Origin of the sequence: Vagococcus penaei (assembly GCF_001998885.1) — a bacterium.
GTDB classification, from domain to species: domain Bacteria; phylum Bacillota; class Bacilli; order Lactobacillales; family Vagococcaceae; genus Vagococcus; species Vagococcus penaei.
The window spans coordinates 2013046-2031015 of sequence record NZ_CP019609.1 but is presented as its reverse complement, the minus strand read 5'-3'; the positions used below and the strand labels follow the sequence as shown (position 1 = coordinate 2031015).

Here is a 17970-nt window from a genome sequence, read left to right as displayed (position 1 = left end):
TCTCCTACCTAATGGCGACTTTGTAATCTCTCACTATTAATTAATCTTCAGCAACTGACGCTCCATAAATTTCTTGTATTTCAAAACGTAAATTAGTCTCAAATTCAAAATCAGTCTCTTGGTACGTCAAATCCTCTAATAAAGCACGTGAAAAACTAGCAATCATGCCATGATTTTGAGCTAATTTTTTATCTGCTTCAGATCGTTTATAGCCACCAGACAAAGCTAATACACGTAAAACTTTTGGATGATCAATTAATTCTTTATAAAAATCAGGAACATTTGGTAAACTTAATTTCACCATAACTAGAGTATTATCGTCTAATTTATCTAGTTCTTCTAAAAGATACTTTTTAAGAATGACTTCTGCTTCACCTTTTTGCGGGCTATGAATATCAATTTCTGGTTCAAGTGTTGGAATTAAATTAGCAGCAAATACTTTTTTAGCTAAAGTAATCTGTTGGTCGACTACATCTTTAATGCCATGTTCATTTGCTTTAGAAATAAATGAGCGTTGTTTCGTTCCAAAAATATGATAATTATTCGCTTCAGCTAAAATATCATCCAAATTCGGAATATCTTTCATCAACTGAACGCCGTCATTTTCTAATGCTAAACCTTTATCAATTTTTAAAAATGGTAAAATATGTTTTTTATCCCATAAATAGTCTGCTGTGTATAATTCACCGACTTTTCGTTTCATTGTCCCTTCAAAAATAATGGCACCTATAATATGCTCTGAGGTAAACTGGGGACTTGTGATTACACGTTTGCGCATATCATGCACAATGTCAAACATTTCTTCTTCAGTTTGATAAGTATTTTCCGGAATACCATATGCCTTCAAGGCTTTTGGTGTGCTTCCACCACTTTGGTCGAGTGCTGCAATAAACCCTTTACCATGTTTCATTCGTTCGATTTTTTGTGCGTCAATCATTCTTACCTCTCCTTTGTTATCATAATCACAACTAGCTACATTATAATACAAAACACAAAAAGGTGAAAGTACTTGTAATGCCTTCATAGAATTTTTTCATCTTTTCACATTTTTCATAACAAAAAAACTTACTAAGTTAATTATACCTAGTAAGTCATTATTTAAGCTACTTTTATGCTTAATTTTGTAGTTTTTTCTCTAAAGCGTCAATCGCTAATAATAAACACCCTGTAATACCGGCATTATCACCTAATTGACAAGGAACAATGTATTCCTCTAATAATGGTGTCTCCACATAGTCATTCATTAATCGATCAAATTCTTGATAAATCAAAGGGAAGAGTTGTGTTTGTTTCATTACGCCACCACCAAAAATAATTTTATCTGGTGAAACGGTTAGTGTATAGTTAACCAACGCTTGCGCTAAATAATAAGCCTCCAATTCCCATGCTTTATGGTCTTCGCCTAACTCTTGAGCTTTTTTTTCAAAACGTTTTTCAATTGCAGGACCTGCAGCCATCCCTTCTAAACAGTCATGATGAAAAGGGCAATTGCCTTCAAACTGGTCATCTGAATGACGTCTAACTAAAATATGACCTGCCTCTGGATGTCCAAAACCATGAATCACTTGATTATCTACAACAATTCCAGCACCAATTCCTGTCCCAACAGTAATATAGATACAACTATTACTACCAAAGGCAACGCCTTTTTTAATTTCACCATAGGCCGCAGCATTTACATCAGTTGTCCAACCATAAGGAACATCAAAATGTTTCTTCATCTCAGCTAAAAATGGATAATTTTGCCAAGCGACTTTCGGTGTTTTAGTAATATAGCCATAAGTAGCTGACGTTGGATTAACATCGATTGGGCCAAATGACCCAATCCCAATGGCATCAACATCATATTTAGAAAAGAACTCAATTACTTTCGTCATAGTTTTTTCTGGTGTCGTTGTCGGTATACTGGAGCGTTCCAAAATTTGTAAATTCTCATCACTTACTGCACAAACAAACTTAGTTCCACCCGCTTCAATTGCGCCAAAAATCATTTGCTATTCCTCATTTCAATCATTTTTTATACTTCAATTTATACCTAAATAGTATCATATATTGTTTTACTTATGGAAGAAAAGAAATAAATTTGTTGGTGATTCTTGGAGAATGGATGAAACCTATATTAAAGTCAAAGGAACGTGGCATTATTTATACCGTACGATATATTCTTCAGGACTAACTTTAGATATGTGGCTGTGAAAAAATCATGATAGTCAATCTACTTACTCTTTCTTTAAGCGATTAATTAAATAGGTTGGAGAACCGAGAGCTCTTATAACGGACAAATCTCCCTCATTAAGCTGTGCGTTTAATCGACTTAAATCAGAAAATTTATTTACCAAGACAGAACATCGAACGAGTAAATATTTGAATAATATTATTGAAACTGATCATCGTCCAGTAAAGAAAAGACACAAGCTATATCAGTCCATAAGGACCGCCTCAACTACGATTAAAGGTATTGAATCGATACATTCTCTATACAAAAAAGCCGAAAAGACGGAAATCTCTTTGGCTTTTCAGTGATTCATGAAATCAATCAATTATTAGGAATTCCAGCATAGTGTTGAAACAATTAAGTAAAATACTTTTTTCATTTTAAACTTTGCAACAGAACCCTTTTTTCTGTTTCTTCACAAAAATATTCAAGATAGATTAATAACGTTTATTTTATAAATTGTGCATCTTTATATATTTTTTTGCTCTAGTAACTAATTGAATTTTTTTCGTCGTACTTACCCTATTTTTTGCTCAAAAACGGCATAATGATTTTGGCGGATAGCATTTAATTGCTCTTGATAGAAAAAAAGAGCTGTAAGAAGCGATAACTGGCAATCAGAGTTAATGTCAGGAATCATTTTTAATGACTCTTGATATAATTTTTCTGAATAACATGCCAAATGCTCCCATAACTGAATAAAAGACTCAGTAGGTACCCCATTAGCTAAAATACTCTCCGTTACCTGATAATGTTTCATCTCATCCTTGGGCAAATAGATACGACCCATTTTAAAATCTTCACCCACATCACGCAAAATATTCGTCAACTGCATGGCTTCACCCAATTTTTTTGCGTATCCTTTAATGTTATTAGGAACTGCCGATAATATCGGAAGTAACATCAACCCGACACTTCCTGCCACATAATAACTATACTCGCCTAAATCTGCTAAAGTATTCGGTTGCTTAAAATCCAAATCTTTTTCTTGTCCAGTCAACATATCGTAAAACGGAGTAATATCCATTGGAAATACTTCAAATACCACAGATAAAGCTCGCCAAATAGGATCATCAAGGACAACGCCATTATTAAAATTAGTCAATTCATTTTTGAAATTTTCTAAAAGAGTTGGGTCATCACTTTCATCAACCAAATCATCGGCTTTACGACAAAAAGCATAAACTGCGTAGACGCTTTTAGACTTTTCAGTTGGTAGCTGTGAAAAAGCGGCATAAAAAGTTTTTGAATACTTTTTTATAACCCTTTCACAATAATCAAAATCTGTCGTATACTTACGAAATAATTTAGCTGTGTTGTTGGTCATCTCTTAATAACTCCTCTACTGCAAGCTTAGCACTTTGCATAACAATAGGTACACCGGCACCAGGATGGGTACTACTACCACAAAAATATAAGTTATCAGCGTACTTAAACTTATTATGTGGACGATAATAGTTACTTTGTTTTAATGTTGGTTTTAAGCCAAACGTTGCCCCATTATAGGCATTAAATCGCTCTAGAAAATCATTTGGTGTATAGATTGTTTCAGAAATAATGTGTTCATCAATATCCGTATACTGCGTATTTTCTTTAATAATTGCAATGACTTTATCACGATATGTTTGACAAGTTTCATCTGACCAATCCGAATATTTTGATAGTTCAGGTACCGGTACTAATACGTAAAGACCTTCTTGATTCTCTGGTGCTAAGGATTTATCTAAGAGTGACGGGCGGTACAAGTAAAATGATGGATCCTCTGGTAGTACTCCATCTTCAAATAAATCACTAATATTCTTTTTAAAATCCTCAGCAAAATAAATATTGTGTAGGCTTTCACCTGGGTATGTTTTGTCTAAACCTAAATAAAGTAGTAAGCATGAACAAGAATATTCCATACTTTCAATTTTTTTATTAGTGTATTTCCCACGTTTTGTTTCATCTGGAATTAAAGATTCCATCGCATATGGAAAATCAGCTCCACAAATAACAGCATCTGCCTCTATAACGTTCTGACTAATTCTAACGCCGGTGGCTTTTTTATTTTCGAGCATGATTTCATCAACAGGTGTACCGTAGTGGATAGTCCCACCTAATTCAAGAAATAATTTTTCTAATGATGTGGCTAGTGTATACATACCACCTTTAATGAAATAAATACCATAAAGTAGCTCAATCATCGGAATAATTGTATAAAGTGACGGTCCTTGATAAGGTGACACGCCAATATAAAGCGTTTGAAAAGCTAATGATTTACGTAATCGATCATCTTCAACAAATTTCGAAATAGAGCTATACGCGTCACTAAATGTTCGTAATTTTAGCCCAGCCCATAATGATTTAGGGTTATAAAAATCACAAAATCCTCGAAAAGATTTTGTGATGAAGTGTTCTTTCGCAATAACATAGCGTTTGTAAACATCGGCTAAAAAGGCCAAGTATCCTTGCGCGTCTTTTTCGGAAATACCTTCTAAGGTTTTAGTCAATTCAACCAAGTCACTTGAGAACTCTAAAGGCTCTTCTTTATTAAAATAAAGTTGTAACATCGGATCAACTTTTTCCATTGGGATATAATCATCAGGATCTTTCCCACAAAACTCAAAAACTTCACGATAAATTTCAGGCATCATCACAATTGTTGGTCCAACATCAAAGGTAAACCCATCCTTTTTAATTTGATTCATTTTCCCACCAATATTACGTTCTTTTTCATATAACGTGACTTGATAACCTAGTTTTTGTAAGCGAACGGCTGCATTAAGACCTGCAACACCAGCCCCTACAACAATAATATTCTTCATACTTCTTTCATCCTTTTCTAACTGCTTATTTTTAAAAAGGGAGTTGGCGGTTACTAGACGAGCGTTGTCTAGTTGATCTGTCTAAGCTAAACTAAATAAATAATGACTTAAATATAAACAAGTAATTGTTATACAATAATAAGCACACTATCACATAAACTATACCATACTATCTGATTTTTTTTGTCTCACACGCTTAGCTAACAAAAGAGACATAAAAAAACGCCTAAAAAAAGAGATAAACTGATTACGACGTCAGTCTATCTCTTAATTGACTTATTATTTAATACCGTAAACTTTAAAGTAAAGTTTACGCATATAATCAATTAAATATTGTGGATTTAACCCTTCTCCAGTCGCCTCTTTAATTAATTGATTCGGCTTACGTGAACTACCATATTGATGGATACGAGTTGTTAACCAATTTGTAATTGGTGTGTAATCGGTGGTTGCTAACACTGCTTCTACATCAATGTCTTGATTCATTGCATGATATAACTGTGCTGCATACATGTAACCTAAGGCATAAGATGGAAAATAACCAAAACTACCACCAGACCAATGAACATCTTGTAAGATACCTTCTAAGTCATTTTCAGGTCGAATCCCAAGATATTCCTCATACTTGTCATTCCAAATCGTTGGTAAATCGCCTAAATCAAGATTATCATTAAAAATCATTTTTTCAATTTCATAACGAATGATAATATGCAAAGGATATGTTAGCGAATCTGACTCAATCCGAACCAAGCTAGCTTTAGTTTCTTTTAACCCCTTATAGAATGTTTCAAAATCAATATCAGCAAATGTCTCACCAGTAATCTTTTGTAGTAATGGGTATTCTCTTTGCCAGAAACTCTCACTACCACCGATAATAATTTCATGGAAAAGTGATTGTGATTCATGAATTCCCATTGATGCGCCACCAGCTAATGGTGTGTAATCATATTTTGCATCAACATTTTGTTCATAAATACCATGGCCAGCTTCATGAATCACACCAAGCGTTGCCATTGGAAAATCATGTTCATCCCAACGTGTTGTGATACGAGCATCATTACGATTTAGGTTTAACATAAATGGATGTACTGTATCATCTAAACGACCACGATTAAAATCATAGTTTAAATCTTTTGCAACTTGAATAACAAATTCACGTTGTTGTTCAACTGGGACATACCGATGGATAAAATCTGTACGTGGAGCTGTCCCTTTATCCGCTATTTCTTGGCGAATAGCCATGATGCCAAGTTTTACTTGCTCAAATACTTTATCTAAAATTGCCGTGGTCATACCTGGCTCGTATTGATTAAGTAAAACATCATACGGTGTTGCTTCATCTTTGCGCCATAAAGGAATAAATTCTTTTTGGAACGCAATGATTTCTTCCAGTGTATCTTTAAAAATACCATAATTTTTTTGCTTACGCGCTTCTACCCATTTGCTATGCGCAATCGACGTTAAACGAGAAAAAGCTTGATTTCTATCAGCAGGAATATTGGCATCAAGTTCATAATTTTCTTTGGCTTTGGCAAAAACTGCCTGCCCAAACTCAGATAATTCATCCGGATGTTCTGTAAAATACGCCATATAATTAGCCATTTCTTGATTGGTTAACTTATCAAATGCTAACCCAGATAAATAACTGCTCATATCTGCACGATAATCTGCAGCATCTTCTGGCATGCCAGTTTGTGAATCCCACTCAGCTAAACCAACTGCTTCTTGTAATAAAGCAATCTCTCTTAAATGTGCTAAAAATTTAGTTTCCATTGTTTGTGTCATTTACAGCACGTTCCTTTCTCGGTGGGCGTGTACCCCAATATTGAAATAAATCTGTGCGCAAGGCGCCATTATATAATTTACGCTTTTTAGTCGCTCTAGCGCCATAATGCGTTTCAAATGATAAATCACTCGTTAAAATATATTTACTCCATGTTTTAAGAGGACGATAGATTTGTCCCGTTTCTTTATACAGACGTTGGACACTTTCTTCATCTCCTAAACGTTCACCATAAGGCGGATTCGCAACAATCACACCACACTCTTTCGTTGTTGTGAAATCAGATAATTTCATTTGTTTAAAGACAATCGAATCACCTAAGCCGATTTCAGCAGCATTAGCTTTTGCAATCTCAATCATTCGACCATCAATATCTGTCCCCATAATATCTAATTTAATATCATAATCCGCTTTTGACTCGGCATCTGCACGAACCTCTGCTGCTACTTGTTTATCAAACCACGGCCATGTCTCCATTAAAAACTCACGATTAGATCCAGGAGCAATGTTGTGACCAATTAAAGCTGCTTCAATACAGAATGTTCCTGATCCACATACGGGATCATAAAATGGACGATCTTTTCGCCAATTCGTTACTTCAATAATAGCTGCAGCCATGTTTTCTTTCAGTGGTGCCCCACCTTTTTCTGTTCGGTACCCACGCTTAAACAAACTTGGTCCTGTAGTATCTAAAGTAATTGTGACTTTATCTTTCAATAGCGCTACTTCTAAAGGAAATTTCGCTCCTGTTTCAGGTAACCGACCATAACGTGAGTAATACTCACTTAAACGACTAACAATGGCTTTTTTAGTAATCGCTTGACAATCTGATACACTAAACAATGTTGATTTAATTGATTTACCTGCAACTGGAAATTCAGCATCCATTGGTAAGAAATCTTCCCATGGTAATGCTTTAGTTTGCTCAAATAATTCTTCAAAAGTTGTCGCTGTGAACTCACCCACAATAATTTTAATACGATCAGCTGTTCTCAACCATAGATTAGCAGTCATAATTGTTGTTAAGTCACCATGAAAAATCGCTCGACCATTTTCGACTTCACACTCAATACCTAAATTTCTTAGTTCTTTTCCGACTAGGGCTTCAATACCACTAGCAGCTGTTGCCATTAATTTAAATGTTTTCATATTTTTGCAATATCCTTTATTAGTTATTTCATTCTATTATTTATAAAAAAACCTTCCCATACAGTTGTATAAGGAAGGTTACCCTGATTAATTGTAGTTTTCTGTAAGCCATGTTTTGTATTAATACTTCTCAGGAACAAGTATTAACGATAATCATCTGTCTACAGAATACACTGTTCCTTCTCTAAGTTCATTTTCTTGAGAAAGATGCCCCTACCATAAGTTTGGGTTGCTCGCTCGAGGGGTTTACCCGTTCCACTAATTCTATTTCTAAAATTACTTCGTCACTGTGGCACTTTCAAGACTACTCCAGCATGGCGTAACGCTTTAGCTGTTTTATCTGCCGTTATCTAGTCAAACCAGATACCTTAACTTATTGTTTCGTTAAGCACGATCACTACAGGCATCTCAGCCTGTGCGAGCATGGACTTTCCTCAAAATAGATTACTCTATCCTGCGATTATCCGAAAACTACAACTGGTATTGTTAAGTATACCATTAAAATCGTTTTGTTGCGTCTAAGTCGTCATTTAAAACTTTTTGAGCAGCAATATTTAAACTATTTGTTGCCTGTTCCGTCACATTTGTGTCAATGGCATTTAACTTATTACCAAAAACTTCTTTTTCTAAATTTGATAAGCGTTTTAAAATATCAAAATTAGTGGCCGAATTAGATTTTGGAACTTCTTGCTTCATACGCGATAAAGTCGCTTGATTTTGTGACAATTGATCGACTTTATTCACTAATTTAGCATTTTCATCTTTCAAAGCAATAATTTCTTGATTATAAGCTTCATAATCTTTAATGACATTATCTAAGAACTCATCCACTTCAACTGGGTCGTAGCCTCTAACTTTAGTTTTAAATTCTTTTTGTAAAATATCACGTGCGGAATAAATTAGTTTTGACATAACTAACACCTCATCCTTTAAAAATAATTGGTTACTATCATACACTGTAACAGTCACTAGCTAAAACTGTGTGGTCTTATCTACTAATATACCTTGTGTTTAAACTGATAACACAATAACCTACTATTATACTATAATCATTTTTTCAAAGGATTACAATCTTTTTAATGAAATTAATTTATCAATTTTGTGATGATTTTCTAAAATTTCTTTAATTCCTTTTCATTATAATTTAAGTTTTGCTATAATGAGCACTAGGAGTGTGATTTTTTTGACGATTAATTATCCAAATGGACAGACTAGAGCAAATGGACTGTCTCCAAAAATCAAGCCGTCTCGTAAAACGTTAACTTATGCTAACCGCGGAATGAGCTTTGAAGAATTGATTAATCAAAGCAATTTATATTATTTAACGAAAGGTCAAGCCGTCATTCACAAAAAACCGACTCCCATTCAAATTGTGCAGGTTAATTATCCTAAACGTAGTGCTGCTAAAATTACTGAAGCCTACTTTAAGGAATCATCAACAACTGACTATAATGGTGTTTATAAAGGCTTTTATTTAGATTTCGAAGCAAAAGAAACTAAAAATAAAACATCATTTCCACTGAGTAATTTTCATGCACACCAAATAAATCATATGGAACAATGTTTGAAGCAAAATGGATTGGTTTTTGTTTTAATATGGTTTTCCACACTGAAACGTTGCTTTTATTTACCAGCGGACTATGTCATTCGTTACTGGAAGGAACAAGCGAATAATGGTAGAAAGTCCATTCCATTGACAACAATCGAAACACTTGGTTTTGAGATTTCTTTGGGACTATCTCCAGCTGTTCCTTACTTAGAAATTTTAGAACAACACATACTAAAAGGAGATTCTCATAATGGCGAATAACCCAACTAGAAAGAAAAAATCTAAAGGAACTGTACTAACCGCTATATTGACAGTGATTTTATTATTTATCCTTATCCCAACTGTGATTGGTGTAGGAGTTTTTGGTTATTATATCAAAGATACACCGAAACTTGATTATAAAAAATTAGAGGATACTGTTTCTTCTAAATTTTATGATATGAATGGTAAATTCTTCATGGAACTTGGCGAGAAGAAACGTGAAACCATCAATCCTTCTGAGATTCCACCACAACTTAAAGACGCAGTCTTATCTGTCGAAGATCGACGATTCGAAAAACATATTGGAATTGATCCCGTCAGAATACTAGGTGCTGCAGTCTCAAATTTAAAGGGAAATCATACCCAAGGTGGGAGTACATTAACTCAGCAACTTATTAAACTGTCTTATTTTTCAACAAAGAAAGAGGACCAAACCTACAAACGTAAAGCCCAAGAAGCTTGGCTAGCTTTAAAGCTTGAGAAAACAAAATCAAAAGATGAAATTCTCACCTATTATATTAATAGAGTCTATATGGCAAATGGCTTATACGGTATGAAAACAGCTGCAGATGTTTATTACAACAAGCCTTTTAATGAGCTCACGTTACCTGAATATGCTCTCTTAGCTGGTTTGCCACAAGCCCCCAATAATTATGACCCGTATGTACATAAGGAAGCTGCAAAAGAACGCCGTGACTTGGTATTAAAACAGATGCTAGATAATAAAAAAATTAATGACAAACAATATCAAGAAGCAATCGCTGTTCCAATTGACCAAGGTTTACAACCGTTAAAAAATGATGAATCCAATCTAATGATGACTGAAAACTATATTCAAGAAGTGATTAAAGATGTCGAAAAGAAAACGAAGAAAAATGTTTATACAGATGGATTAGATATTTATACAAATATTGATATGAATGCTCAATCTTACCTTTATAATCTAGTTAATAATGATGAATCATCGATTAATTTTCCAGATGAACAATTTCAAACATCAGCTACCTTAATCGATGCTAAAAATGGCTTTGTTCGTGCTGAAATTGGCGGTCGAAAAATTAAAGAACGTGGTGGCTGGAATCGTGCAACAAAAACGAAACGTGATATAGGATCAACAGCAAAACCAATCGTCGCGTACGGTCCATTAATTGAAAATGAAAGTCGTGGATCGGGTACAGTATTTGTCGATGAACCTTATTACTATAAGGGAACAAACACTCCAGTCTATAACTATGATAAATCTTATCGGGGTGCATTAACAATGCGTGAGTCACTTGTTGATTCACGAAATATTCCAGCTTTAAAAGCTCTAGATGAAGTTGGAATAGACAAAGCATCGGACTTTATTAAAAAAGCTGGCTTAACTAATGAACTCCACCAAAGCTCTGCTATTTCACTTCAAGCCTCATCTGAAGAACTAGCTGCAGCCTATGTTCCATTTGCCAATGGTGGTGTCTACTATGAACCGTCTTATATCAATAAAATTGTATACCAAGATGGAACTGAAGAAACTTTTGATCCCCAAGGCGAACGAGCAATGAAAGAATCAACAGCGTTTATTGTTACTGACATCTTAAAAGATGTTATTAATCGTGGAACGGGTACTAATGCCGCAATTGATGGTATCATTCAAGCTGGGAAAACCGGGACATCAAATTATGCAGATAAAGACTTAGATAAAGTTAATGGGACAGGTAGTCCTGACATTACATTTGTTGGTTATACACCTAAATATTCTTTTGCAGTATGGACAGGATATGATGACTACCTAAATCCGATACCAATTCAAGACCAACAATTAGCCACAGATATTTATCGTAATTTTATGACCTATCTTTACCAGAACATCACCCCAACAGATTGGAAACAACCTGACGATATTGTTCGAATTGGAAATGAAGTATATATTAAAGGGCATTTAAACAATGCACCCGCGCAAAGTAGCTACACATACTATACTTATGAAGAAAAAACGGTCGAAAATCTACCAGAGATTTCAAAACCTAGTCATAATAGTCAAAATTCTGAACCTACGAAAACATCTGAAGTACCAGATAAACCTGATGAAGAAGTAACAGAAAGTCAACCAGCTACTGAAAAACCTGCTGAAAGTACCCCTTCAGAACCAGAAAAACCTGAAAAACCTGACAAAAATGATGAAAAATAATTAATATTAAAAGAAAGAGGACGCTTCTTGTAGCACACTTCTAAAGTTAGACTAAAATCTAGCTTTAGGGGTGTTTTTTTGCGACAAAATATAATTATAAATTTAAACTCAAGATTGCTCGGAAATATATTAATAATGATGTAAGTTACTCACATTTGAAAGATAGATATAGTCTTAAAAGTAATTATCAAATTAGCAATTGGTTGAATTCCTATCGAAAATTTGGTAAAGATGGATTGAAACCTTGTGAAAAAGATAAAAATTATACTGTTCAATTTAAATTGAATACGATAGATTTGTATTTAACAAGTAAGGAATCCTATCAAGACACATCTAATGCCTTATGCATGAACAGCTATTCTCTTATTGTACGTTAACTAAAACAATTGTAAGAAAAGGAATTAATGGGCTTTATAGAATGAAAGGACGCCGATAAAAATGTCTATTAACTAAAGATAAAAAAGTAGAAAGAAAAACAACGAATGAAACTATCTCGACCGTCATCTTTAACCTCCGAGAAAAATTTGAATTAACTGACTTTCTTGCAACTATTAAATCCCCTAAAAATACCTGTATGTACTGACAAAAAAGATTTAATAGCGAAAATCCAAATTTAAAACTATAAGAAGAAATCAAACTTACCTTTTTTGAAAACAATGAATCCTATGGATATAGAAGATAATCTCAGTATTGAAAAGTAAAGGTAGGATCGTTAATCATAAAAAGATTCGAAAAATTACGCTTAAGTTAAATCTAAAAGTAATTAATTTTACTCATAAATTTAGAAAATATAATTCCTATAAAAATTCAGTTAGTAGAATTGCAAAAAATTTAATTCAAAAAAGGCTTTATACGTCTATTCCTCACCAAAAACTTACAACAGATACGACAGAGTTTAAATATTATATTACAGATAATTAAGGAAATCCAACTATGAAAAAATTATATTTCAATCCTTATTTGGACATGTTTAATAGTGAAATTATTTCCTATTATATTTCTGACAGACTGACTGCACCATCTATTGAAAAAGCACAATTCAAAGCAATAAAGTCAACCTCTGATTGTCTAGTTAGATGTACTCTTCACTTGGATCAGGTTGGGCACATCAAATGGGTCAATACTAGAAATATCTTAAAGATAATAATATTTTTCATAGTATCTTCTGAAAAGAAAATTGCTTGGATAACTCATTAATTGAAAATTTTTTTGAATTGTTAAAATAAGTAATCTATTACGGAAAAACTTATCATAATTTTAGCTCATTGAAAAAATCAATAGAAAATTGGATTTATTATTACAATAATAAGCGAATAAAAAAAGAAATTAGACGAATTAAGTCCAATTAATTATCGTCTTAAAATGACTGCTTGAGACGATAAAAAAGGAGTAGATTTCTCTACTCCAAAAAGTCTAACTGTCAGGGTTCACTACATCTCATATTGATGAAGGTTCCTCTTTCTTTTTAATTTTATTCTTAACCAGTCTTTGCTTTAAAATTTTAGGGCCTTCTGCACATAAATCAAATAAGGGACAAGTCTCACATTTTGGGCTACGAGCCGTGCAATGATAACGGCCAAACAAAATCAATGTATGATGGGCCGTCACCCATAATTCTGATGGGATTTTTTTTTGTAAAGTTTCTTCTACTTCTTTAACCGAATCTTTTTGTCTACAAATACGTAAACGTTTACTCACACGTTCAACATGAGTATCTACTGCTATTGCTGGTACATTAAATAAATCACCTGCAACAACATTAGCCGTTTTTTGACCAACACCTGGCAGAGACATCAATTCTTTAATCGTTTTTGGCACTACTCCATCAAACTCAGTTTCAATCGCTTGGGCAGTCTTAATAATGTTTTTGGCTTTTGTTTTGTATAACCCAATCGTTTTAATTAAGGCCATGACATCATCTAATGGTGCTTTAGCAAGTTCATGAGCAGTTGGATAATGAGAAAATAACTCTGGTGTCGCTTTATTAACCGAAACGTCTGTTGCTTGTGCACTCAAAATTACTGCAACAAGATACTGAAAATCTGTCTCAGCATTCAATTCTCCCTTAGCATCAGGATACATATCCCGCATTCGGCCTAAAGCTTCCATCGTTCTTTTTTTCGATAACAAGTCTTATCACCGACTCTCTTTAGGATTTAACCAATTATACATTGGAATATGTGGTAATTTTTCTTCTTTATCCGAATGAATCGTTTGATTATCAACTACTGCTAGACGTTTTTTTTGTTCTTGTTGAATTTGTTGTTTTGAAGTAATGTTTTTACGTTCCCAAGAGAGTAAGATACGATCAATATATTTAAGGCTATACGCTTGATTTAAGACAGCTTCACGCAAAGCCAATTCAATCATCTCAACCCGATATTTATCCTCAGCTAGCCATAAATTAATTGTCTCTAATTCCATTGGTGATAATGGACGACCAAATTCTTTTTCAAACATCTGAAAAAGCTTAGCTACTTGCTGTTCTTGCTCTTGTTCTTTGGTTTCCTCTTGTTCTTGATCAAGAGAAAGTAGTAATTTATCATAAATCAATAATAAATCATAATGGTCTTCAGACTGACCATTCCCATTAGTGGTTGTTTGAATCGCCAAATATTTTTTATCAATCATACTTTGAATTAGACGAAATAATTGCTCAACACTATGGCCCATGCATTGCGATACTTCGCCTAAATCCGGAAAATCAATGCCCTTTTGATGGTATTTAAGTAATTGTAAGAATAAAACTAATTCTTCATCTGTCATTCCAATCTTTTTATAAGAATCTAAAACTAAATTTGATATAACAGTATCTTTGTAACTCAATAATTGACGCATTGAGTGTTCCATTGCGTCCCCTCCTTAATATTAACCTCATTGCTTTTATTATACGTGAAGCAAACAAAAAACACATGGAATTTGACTAATACAAACTACCACATGTTTTCAAGACATATTTAAAAGTTATTCAACTTATTTTGTTCCAAATAAACGGTCACCAGCATCACCTAAACCAGGGACAATGTAACCATTCTCATCTAATTTTTCATCTAGACCAGCGACATAAATATCAACATCTGGATGTGCTTCTTGTAAAAGTTTAATTCCTTCAGGGGCTGCTACTAAACAAACAAATTTAATATTCGTTGCACCACGTTTTTTTAATAAATCAATTGCCATAATTGCTGAACCACCTGTTGCCAACATTGGGTCCACAACCAATAACTGACGTTCTGCAATATCAGCTGGTAATTTAACGAAATATTCAACTGGCTCTAATGTGTCGTGATCACGGTAAAGACCTACATGGCCTACCTTAGCTGCTGGAATTAATTCTAACATACCATCCACCATGCCAATTCCGGCACGTAAAATTGGGATAATCGCTACTTTTTTACCAGTTAAAGTTTTTTGAACGCTCTTACAAATTGGCGTTTCAATTTCAACATCCTCTAATGGCATGTCTCTTGATACTTCATAAGCCATTAACATAGCAATTTCGTCGACAACTTCTCGAAATACTTTTGTTCCACAATTCTTATCTCTAATAATTGTTAATTTGTGTTGGATCAATGGATGATCAATAACTTGAAATTTTCCCATGTTAATTCGCTCCCTTAAATTTTATTCCAATCTATTGTAACGGAAAAGAAGGTAATTGACTAGTCAATTACCTAAAAAATTATACATAAAGTGGATGTTTTTTAACTAACTCACTAACTTCTTCTTTAATTTTAACTAATGCATCTGGATTTTCTTTGTTTTTCAATGTCTCTATAATAAGTAAAGCTACTTTTTCAGCATCTTCTTCTTTAAAACCACGTGTCGTAATAGCCGGTGTTCCAATACGGATTCCGCTAGTTTGGAAAGGACTTAAGCTCTCAAAAGGAATTGTATTTTTATTAACTGTAATTGCAACAGCATCAAGTAATGCTTCGGCTTCTTTACCAGTCATCCCAAAACCACTTACATCAACTAATAACAAGTGATTATCTGTGTCACCACTAATTAAACGCGTTTCCTCAGCTTGATTAAATACGCGTGCCATTATCTTAGCATTAGCAATTACTTGCTTCGAATACTCTTTAAATGCTGGTTGTAATGCTTCCTTAAAGGCGATTGCTTTTCCAGCAATAACGTGCTCTAATGGCCCACCTTGAATACCAGGGAAAATCGCACTATTAATTTTTTTCGCTAGAGCGTCATCATTCGTTAAAATTAAGCCACCTCGTGGACCACGTAGTGTTTTGTGCGTTGTTGATGTCACAACATCCGCATATGGAACTGGATTTTGATGTAAACCACTTGCTATTAAACCAGCAATATGTGCCATATCAACCAGCAATTTAGCATCAACACTGTCAGCAATCTCTTTAAAACGTTTAAAATCAATTTCACGAGAATAAGCACTGGCACCGGCCACAATCAATTTTGGGCGATGTTTTCTAGCTAAAATTTCAACCACATCATAATCGATTACCTCAGTCACTGGATCTACACCGTAAGAAATAAACTCATAAGTTTTACCACTAAAGTTAACTGGAGACCCGTGTGTTAAATGACCACCAGACGTCAAATCCATACCTAAAATCATGTCACCTGGCTCTAACAGCGCCATATAAGCAGCCGTATTTGCTTGTGATCCAGAATGCGGTTGCACGTTTGCATGCTTAGCTCCGAAAATCTCACAGGCACGATCAATGGCTAATTGTTCAACAACATCAACAAATTCGCAACCACCATAATAGCGACGACCTGGATAACCTTCAGCATATTTATTTGTCAGAACGCTCCCTTGAGCTTTCATTACACCTTCAGATACAAAGTTTTCTGAAGCAATCAACTCAATATTATTCTCTTGGCGATTTTTTTCATGATCAATCGCTTCCCACAACACTAAATCCTCATCACGATAACTCATTACAGCACCCCTAACGTCATTTTTTATATTGTACCATATTTTTTCACGGAGTAGCCATGTCTTTATTTTTTCTCTAAATAAATGTGACCACCAGACGCTTTTTTCAAGCGATTCATATAGCCCACCCCTTGACCAATTTCTGGATAACATTCAGCTAAAATAACATCTAGTTTTGGAGTAACGTGGTCTAAATGACGCAAGCCGGCAAATAAATGCGTCATTGCTTGTGTCACATCTCGCTTAGTAGCTAATGAGTAGGTAACTAAGTGGTCATCTTTATCTTTCATAAGCTGTGAGAGAATCATCTCATTAGCGAGAATTCCCACGCGTTTACCCACACTAAGGTATTCACGACTAGCGGTTTGCCAACTTGATAAAGTATCTGATGGCATCATAATAACGGGAGTGTCAGGTGAATAGTGTTTGTACTTCATGCCTGGTGCTTTGGGTACCTCATTTGAATCCACTAGATGCCCGTCTACGATAACTGGACCAATGACCAACTCTAACTCTTCCTGTGTGATAGCACCTGGACGTAAAATTTCTGGTAAGCCAGTTTCATTAGAAATATCTAAAACCGTCGACTCAATCCCAACTGTACATGCTCCTCCATCAACAATGCCGGTTATTTTGCCAGATAAGTCATCATACACATGACTAGCTAACGTCGGACTGGGTTTACCTGAAGAATTAGCACTTGGACCCACTAATACACAACCAGATTGTTTTATCAATTCACGGGTAATGGCTTTATCCGGCATCCGAAAGGCAACCGTGTTTAAGCCGCCAGTCACAACTGAAGGTAAACTGTCAGATTCTTTCAATTCAAAAATTAGTGTCAAAGGTCCCGGCCAAAAATAATCCATTAATTGTTGGGCTTTTGGTGAAATAGGTTTAACGAATGGCAATAACTCTTTTTCATCAGAAATATGAACAATTAAAGGGTTATCACTCGGGCGTCCTTTAGCAGCATATACCGCTTTAACTGCTTCTGGATTAGTAGCATCTGCTCCTAATCCGTAAACAGTTTCTGTTGGAAAAGCAATTAAGCCTCCTTCTCGAATTGCCTGTACTGCTTGTTGAATCTCTTTTTCTTGTAATATTTTTGTTTGCATTTTATC

The 17970-nt window shown here is 34.5% G+C and carries 14 protein-coding genes, 1 other RNA gene and 2 pseudogenes; 4 read left to right on the top strand and 13 right to left on the bottom strand.

The genetic code is table 11. From position 1 onward, the window contains the following. Positions 1 to 40 precede the first annotated feature (40 nt). Together BW732_RS09610 and BW732_RS09605 are read right to left on the bottom strand one after the other, a co-directional pair. The gene (locus BW732_RS09610) at positions 41 to 937 is read right to left on the bottom strand and encodes a fructose bisphosphate aldolase (RefSeq protein ID WP_237301594.1); all 897 of its coding nucleotides are present in this window, start codon (positions 935 to 937) and stop codon (positions 41 to 43) included. Between the two features lie 178 nt (positions 938 to 1115). Beyond that, positions 1116 to 1991 carry an ROK family protein gene (locus BW732_RS09605; RefSeq protein WP_077276547.1) on the bottom strand — a complete coding sequence of 292 codons (876 nt, stop codon included), beginning with the start codon at positions 1989 to 1991 and terminating at the stop codon, positions 1116 to 1118. Between the two features lie 58 nt (positions 1992 to 2049). Between BW732_RS09605 and BW732_RS09600 the strand changes: the two are divergent. Next, a pseudogene (locus BW732_RS09600) lies at positions 2050 to 2561 on the top strand (IS6 family transposase); the annotation flags it as partial. A gap of 106 nt (positions 2562 to 2667) precedes the next feature. On the opposite strand, the pseudogene BW732_RS09595 reads toward BW732_RS09600, so the two are convergent. The 6 genes and pseudogenes from BW732_RS09595 to gpsB form a co-directional block, all read right to left on the bottom strand. After that, positions 2668 to 3542: pseudogene (locus BW732_RS09595) on the bottom strand (phytoene/squalene synthase family protein). Further along, on the bottom strand, positions 3523 to 5019 hold the full coding sequence (locus tag BW732_RS09590; protein ID WP_077276546.1) for a phytoene desaturase family protein: 1497 nt from the start codon (positions 5017 to 5019) through the stop codon (positions 3523 to 3525). The pseudogene BW732_RS09595 and the gene BW732_RS09590 overlap by 20 nt, the downstream one beginning before the upstream one ends. A 279-nt stretch (positions 5020 to 5298) precedes the next feature. Further along, the gene (locus BW732_RS09585; protein ID WP_228414933.1) at positions 5299 to 6804 is read right to left on the bottom strand and encodes a carboxypeptidase M32; all 1506 of its coding nucleotides are present in this window, start codon (positions 6802 to 6804) and stop codon (positions 5299 to 5301) included. After that, positions 6782 to 7951, bottom strand: coding sequence for a THUMP domain-containing class I SAM-dependent RNA methyltransferase (locus BW732_RS09580; RefSeq protein WP_077276545.1), 1170 nt, complete (start codon positions 7949 to 7951; stop codon positions 6782 to 6784). Before BW732_RS09580 ends, BW732_RS09585 begins: the two co-directional genes overlap by 23 nt. 99 nt (positions 7952 to 8050) lie before the next feature. After that, positions 8051 to 8423, bottom strand: an RNA gene (rnpB, locus tag BW732_RS09575) — RNase P RNA component class B. 26 nt (positions 8424 to 8449) lie between these two features. Further along, positions 8450 to 8863 carry a cell division regulator GpsB gene (gene gpsB, locus BW732_RS09570; RefSeq protein WP_077276544.1) on the bottom strand — a complete coding sequence of 138 codons (414 nt, stop codon included), beginning with the start codon at positions 8861 to 8863 and terminating at the stop codon, positions 8450 to 8452. Between the two features lie 271 nt (positions 8864 to 9134). Between gpsB and recU the strand changes: the two genes are divergently transcribed. The 3 genes from recU (at position 9135) to BW732_RS11815 (ending at position 13277) form a co-directional block, all read left to right on the top strand. After that, positions 9135 to 9761, top strand: a complete 627-nt coding sequence (recU, locus tag BW732_RS09565) for a Holliday junction resolvase RecU (RefSeq protein WP_077276543.1) — start codon at positions 9135 to 9137, stop codon at positions 9759 to 9761. After that, complete coding sequence (locus tag BW732_RS09560) at positions 9751 to 11928, top strand: PBP1A family penicillin-binding protein (protein ID WP_077276542.1); 2178 nt, start codon at positions 9751 to 9753, stop codon at positions 11926 to 11928. Before recU ends, BW732_RS09560 begins: the two co-directional genes overlap by 11 nt. A gap of 1265 nt (positions 11929 to 13193) precedes the next feature. Beyond that, positions 13194 to 13277, top strand: a complete 84-nt coding sequence (locus BW732_RS11815) for a hypothetical protein (protein WP_418369037.1) — start codon at positions 13194 to 13196, stop codon at positions 13275 to 13277. Positions 13278 to 13365: 88 nt separating this feature from the next. On the opposite strand, the gene nth is transcribed toward BW732_RS11815, so the two are convergent. The 5 genes from nth to BW732_RS09520 all read right to left on the bottom strand — a co-directional run bounded on the left by nth (position 13366) and on the right by BW732_RS09520 (position 17964). Further along, a complete protein-coding gene (nth, locus tag BW732_RS09540; protein ID WP_077276539.1) occupies positions 13366 to 14058 on the bottom strand; it encodes an endonuclease III in 693 nt (230 codons plus the stop codon). Between the two features lie 6 nt (positions 14059 to 14064). Continuing rightward, complete coding sequence (locus tag BW732_RS09535; RefSeq protein ID WP_077276538.1) at positions 14065 to 14778, bottom strand: DnaD domain-containing protein; 714 nt, start codon at positions 14776 to 14778, stop codon at positions 14065 to 14067. A 123-nt stretch (positions 14779 to 14901) separates the two neighbouring features. Further along, positions 14902 to 15531 carry a uracil phosphoribosyltransferase gene (gene upp / locus BW732_RS09530; RefSeq protein ID WP_077276537.1) on the bottom strand — a complete coding sequence of 210 codons (630 nt, stop codon included), beginning with the start codon at positions 15529 to 15531 and terminating at the stop codon, positions 14902 to 14904. A gap of 79 nt (positions 15532 to 15610) precedes the next feature. Next, entirely contained in the window at positions 15611 to 16849 is a 1239-nt protein-coding gene (gene glyA, locus BW732_RS09525) for a serine hydroxymethyltransferase (RefSeq protein ID WP_077276536.1), read from the bottom strand. A gap of 62 nt (positions 16850 to 16911) precedes the next feature. Further along, positions 16912 to 17964 carry an L-threonylcarbamoyladenylate synthase gene (locus tag BW732_RS09520; RefSeq protein WP_077276535.1) on the bottom strand — a complete coding sequence of 351 codons (1053 nt, stop codon included), beginning with the start codon at positions 17962 to 17964 and terminating at the stop codon, positions 16912 to 16914. Between the last annotated feature and the right edge of the window lie 6 nt (positions 17965 to 17970).

Excerpts from the sequence above, each read along its gene's own strand:
- BW732_RS09605 (WP_077276547.1), bottom strand. The coding sequence starts at position 1,991 with ATGATTTTTGGCGCAATTGAAGCGGGTGGAACTAAGTTTGTTTGTGCA.
- BW732_RS09590 (WP_077276546.1), bottom strand. The coding sequence starts at position 5,019 with ATGAAGAATATTATTGTTGTAGGGGCTGGTGTTGCAGGTCTTAATGCA.
- upp (WP_077276537.1), bottom strand. The coding sequence starts at position 15,531 with ATGGGAAAATTTCAAGTTATTGATCATCCATTGATCCAACACAAATTA.
- BW732_RS09580 (WP_077276545.1), bottom strand. The coding sequence starts at position 7,951 with ATGAAAACATTTAAATTAATGGCAACAGCTGCTAGTGGTATTGAAGCC.
- BW732_RS09560 (WP_077276542.1), top strand. The coding sequence starts at position 9,751 with ATGGCGAATAACCCAACTAGAAAGAAAAAATCTAAAGGAACTGTACTA.
- BW732_RS09610 (WP_237301594.1), bottom strand. The coding sequence starts at position 937 with ATGATTGACGCACAAAAAATCGAACGAATGAAACATGGTAAAGGGTTT.
- BW732_RS09585 (WP_228414933.1), bottom strand. The coding sequence starts at position 6,804 with ATGACACAAACAATGGAAACTAAATTTTTAGCACATTTAAGAGAGATT.
- BW732_RS09520 (WP_077276535.1), bottom strand. The coding sequence starts at position 17,964 with ATGCAAACAAAAATATTACAAGAAAAAGAGATTCAACAAGCAGTACAG.
- gpsB (WP_077276544.1), bottom strand. The coding sequence starts at position 8,863 with ATGTCAAAACTAATTTATTCCGCACGTGATATTTTACAAAAAGAATTT.
- glyA (WP_077276536.1), bottom strand. The coding sequence starts at position 16,849 with ATGAGTTATCGTGATGAGGATTTAGTGTTGTGGGAAGCGATTGATCAT.
- BW732_RS09535 (WP_077276538.1), bottom strand. The coding sequence starts at position 14,778 with ATGGAACACTCAATGCGTCAATTATTGAGTTACAAAGATACTGTTATA.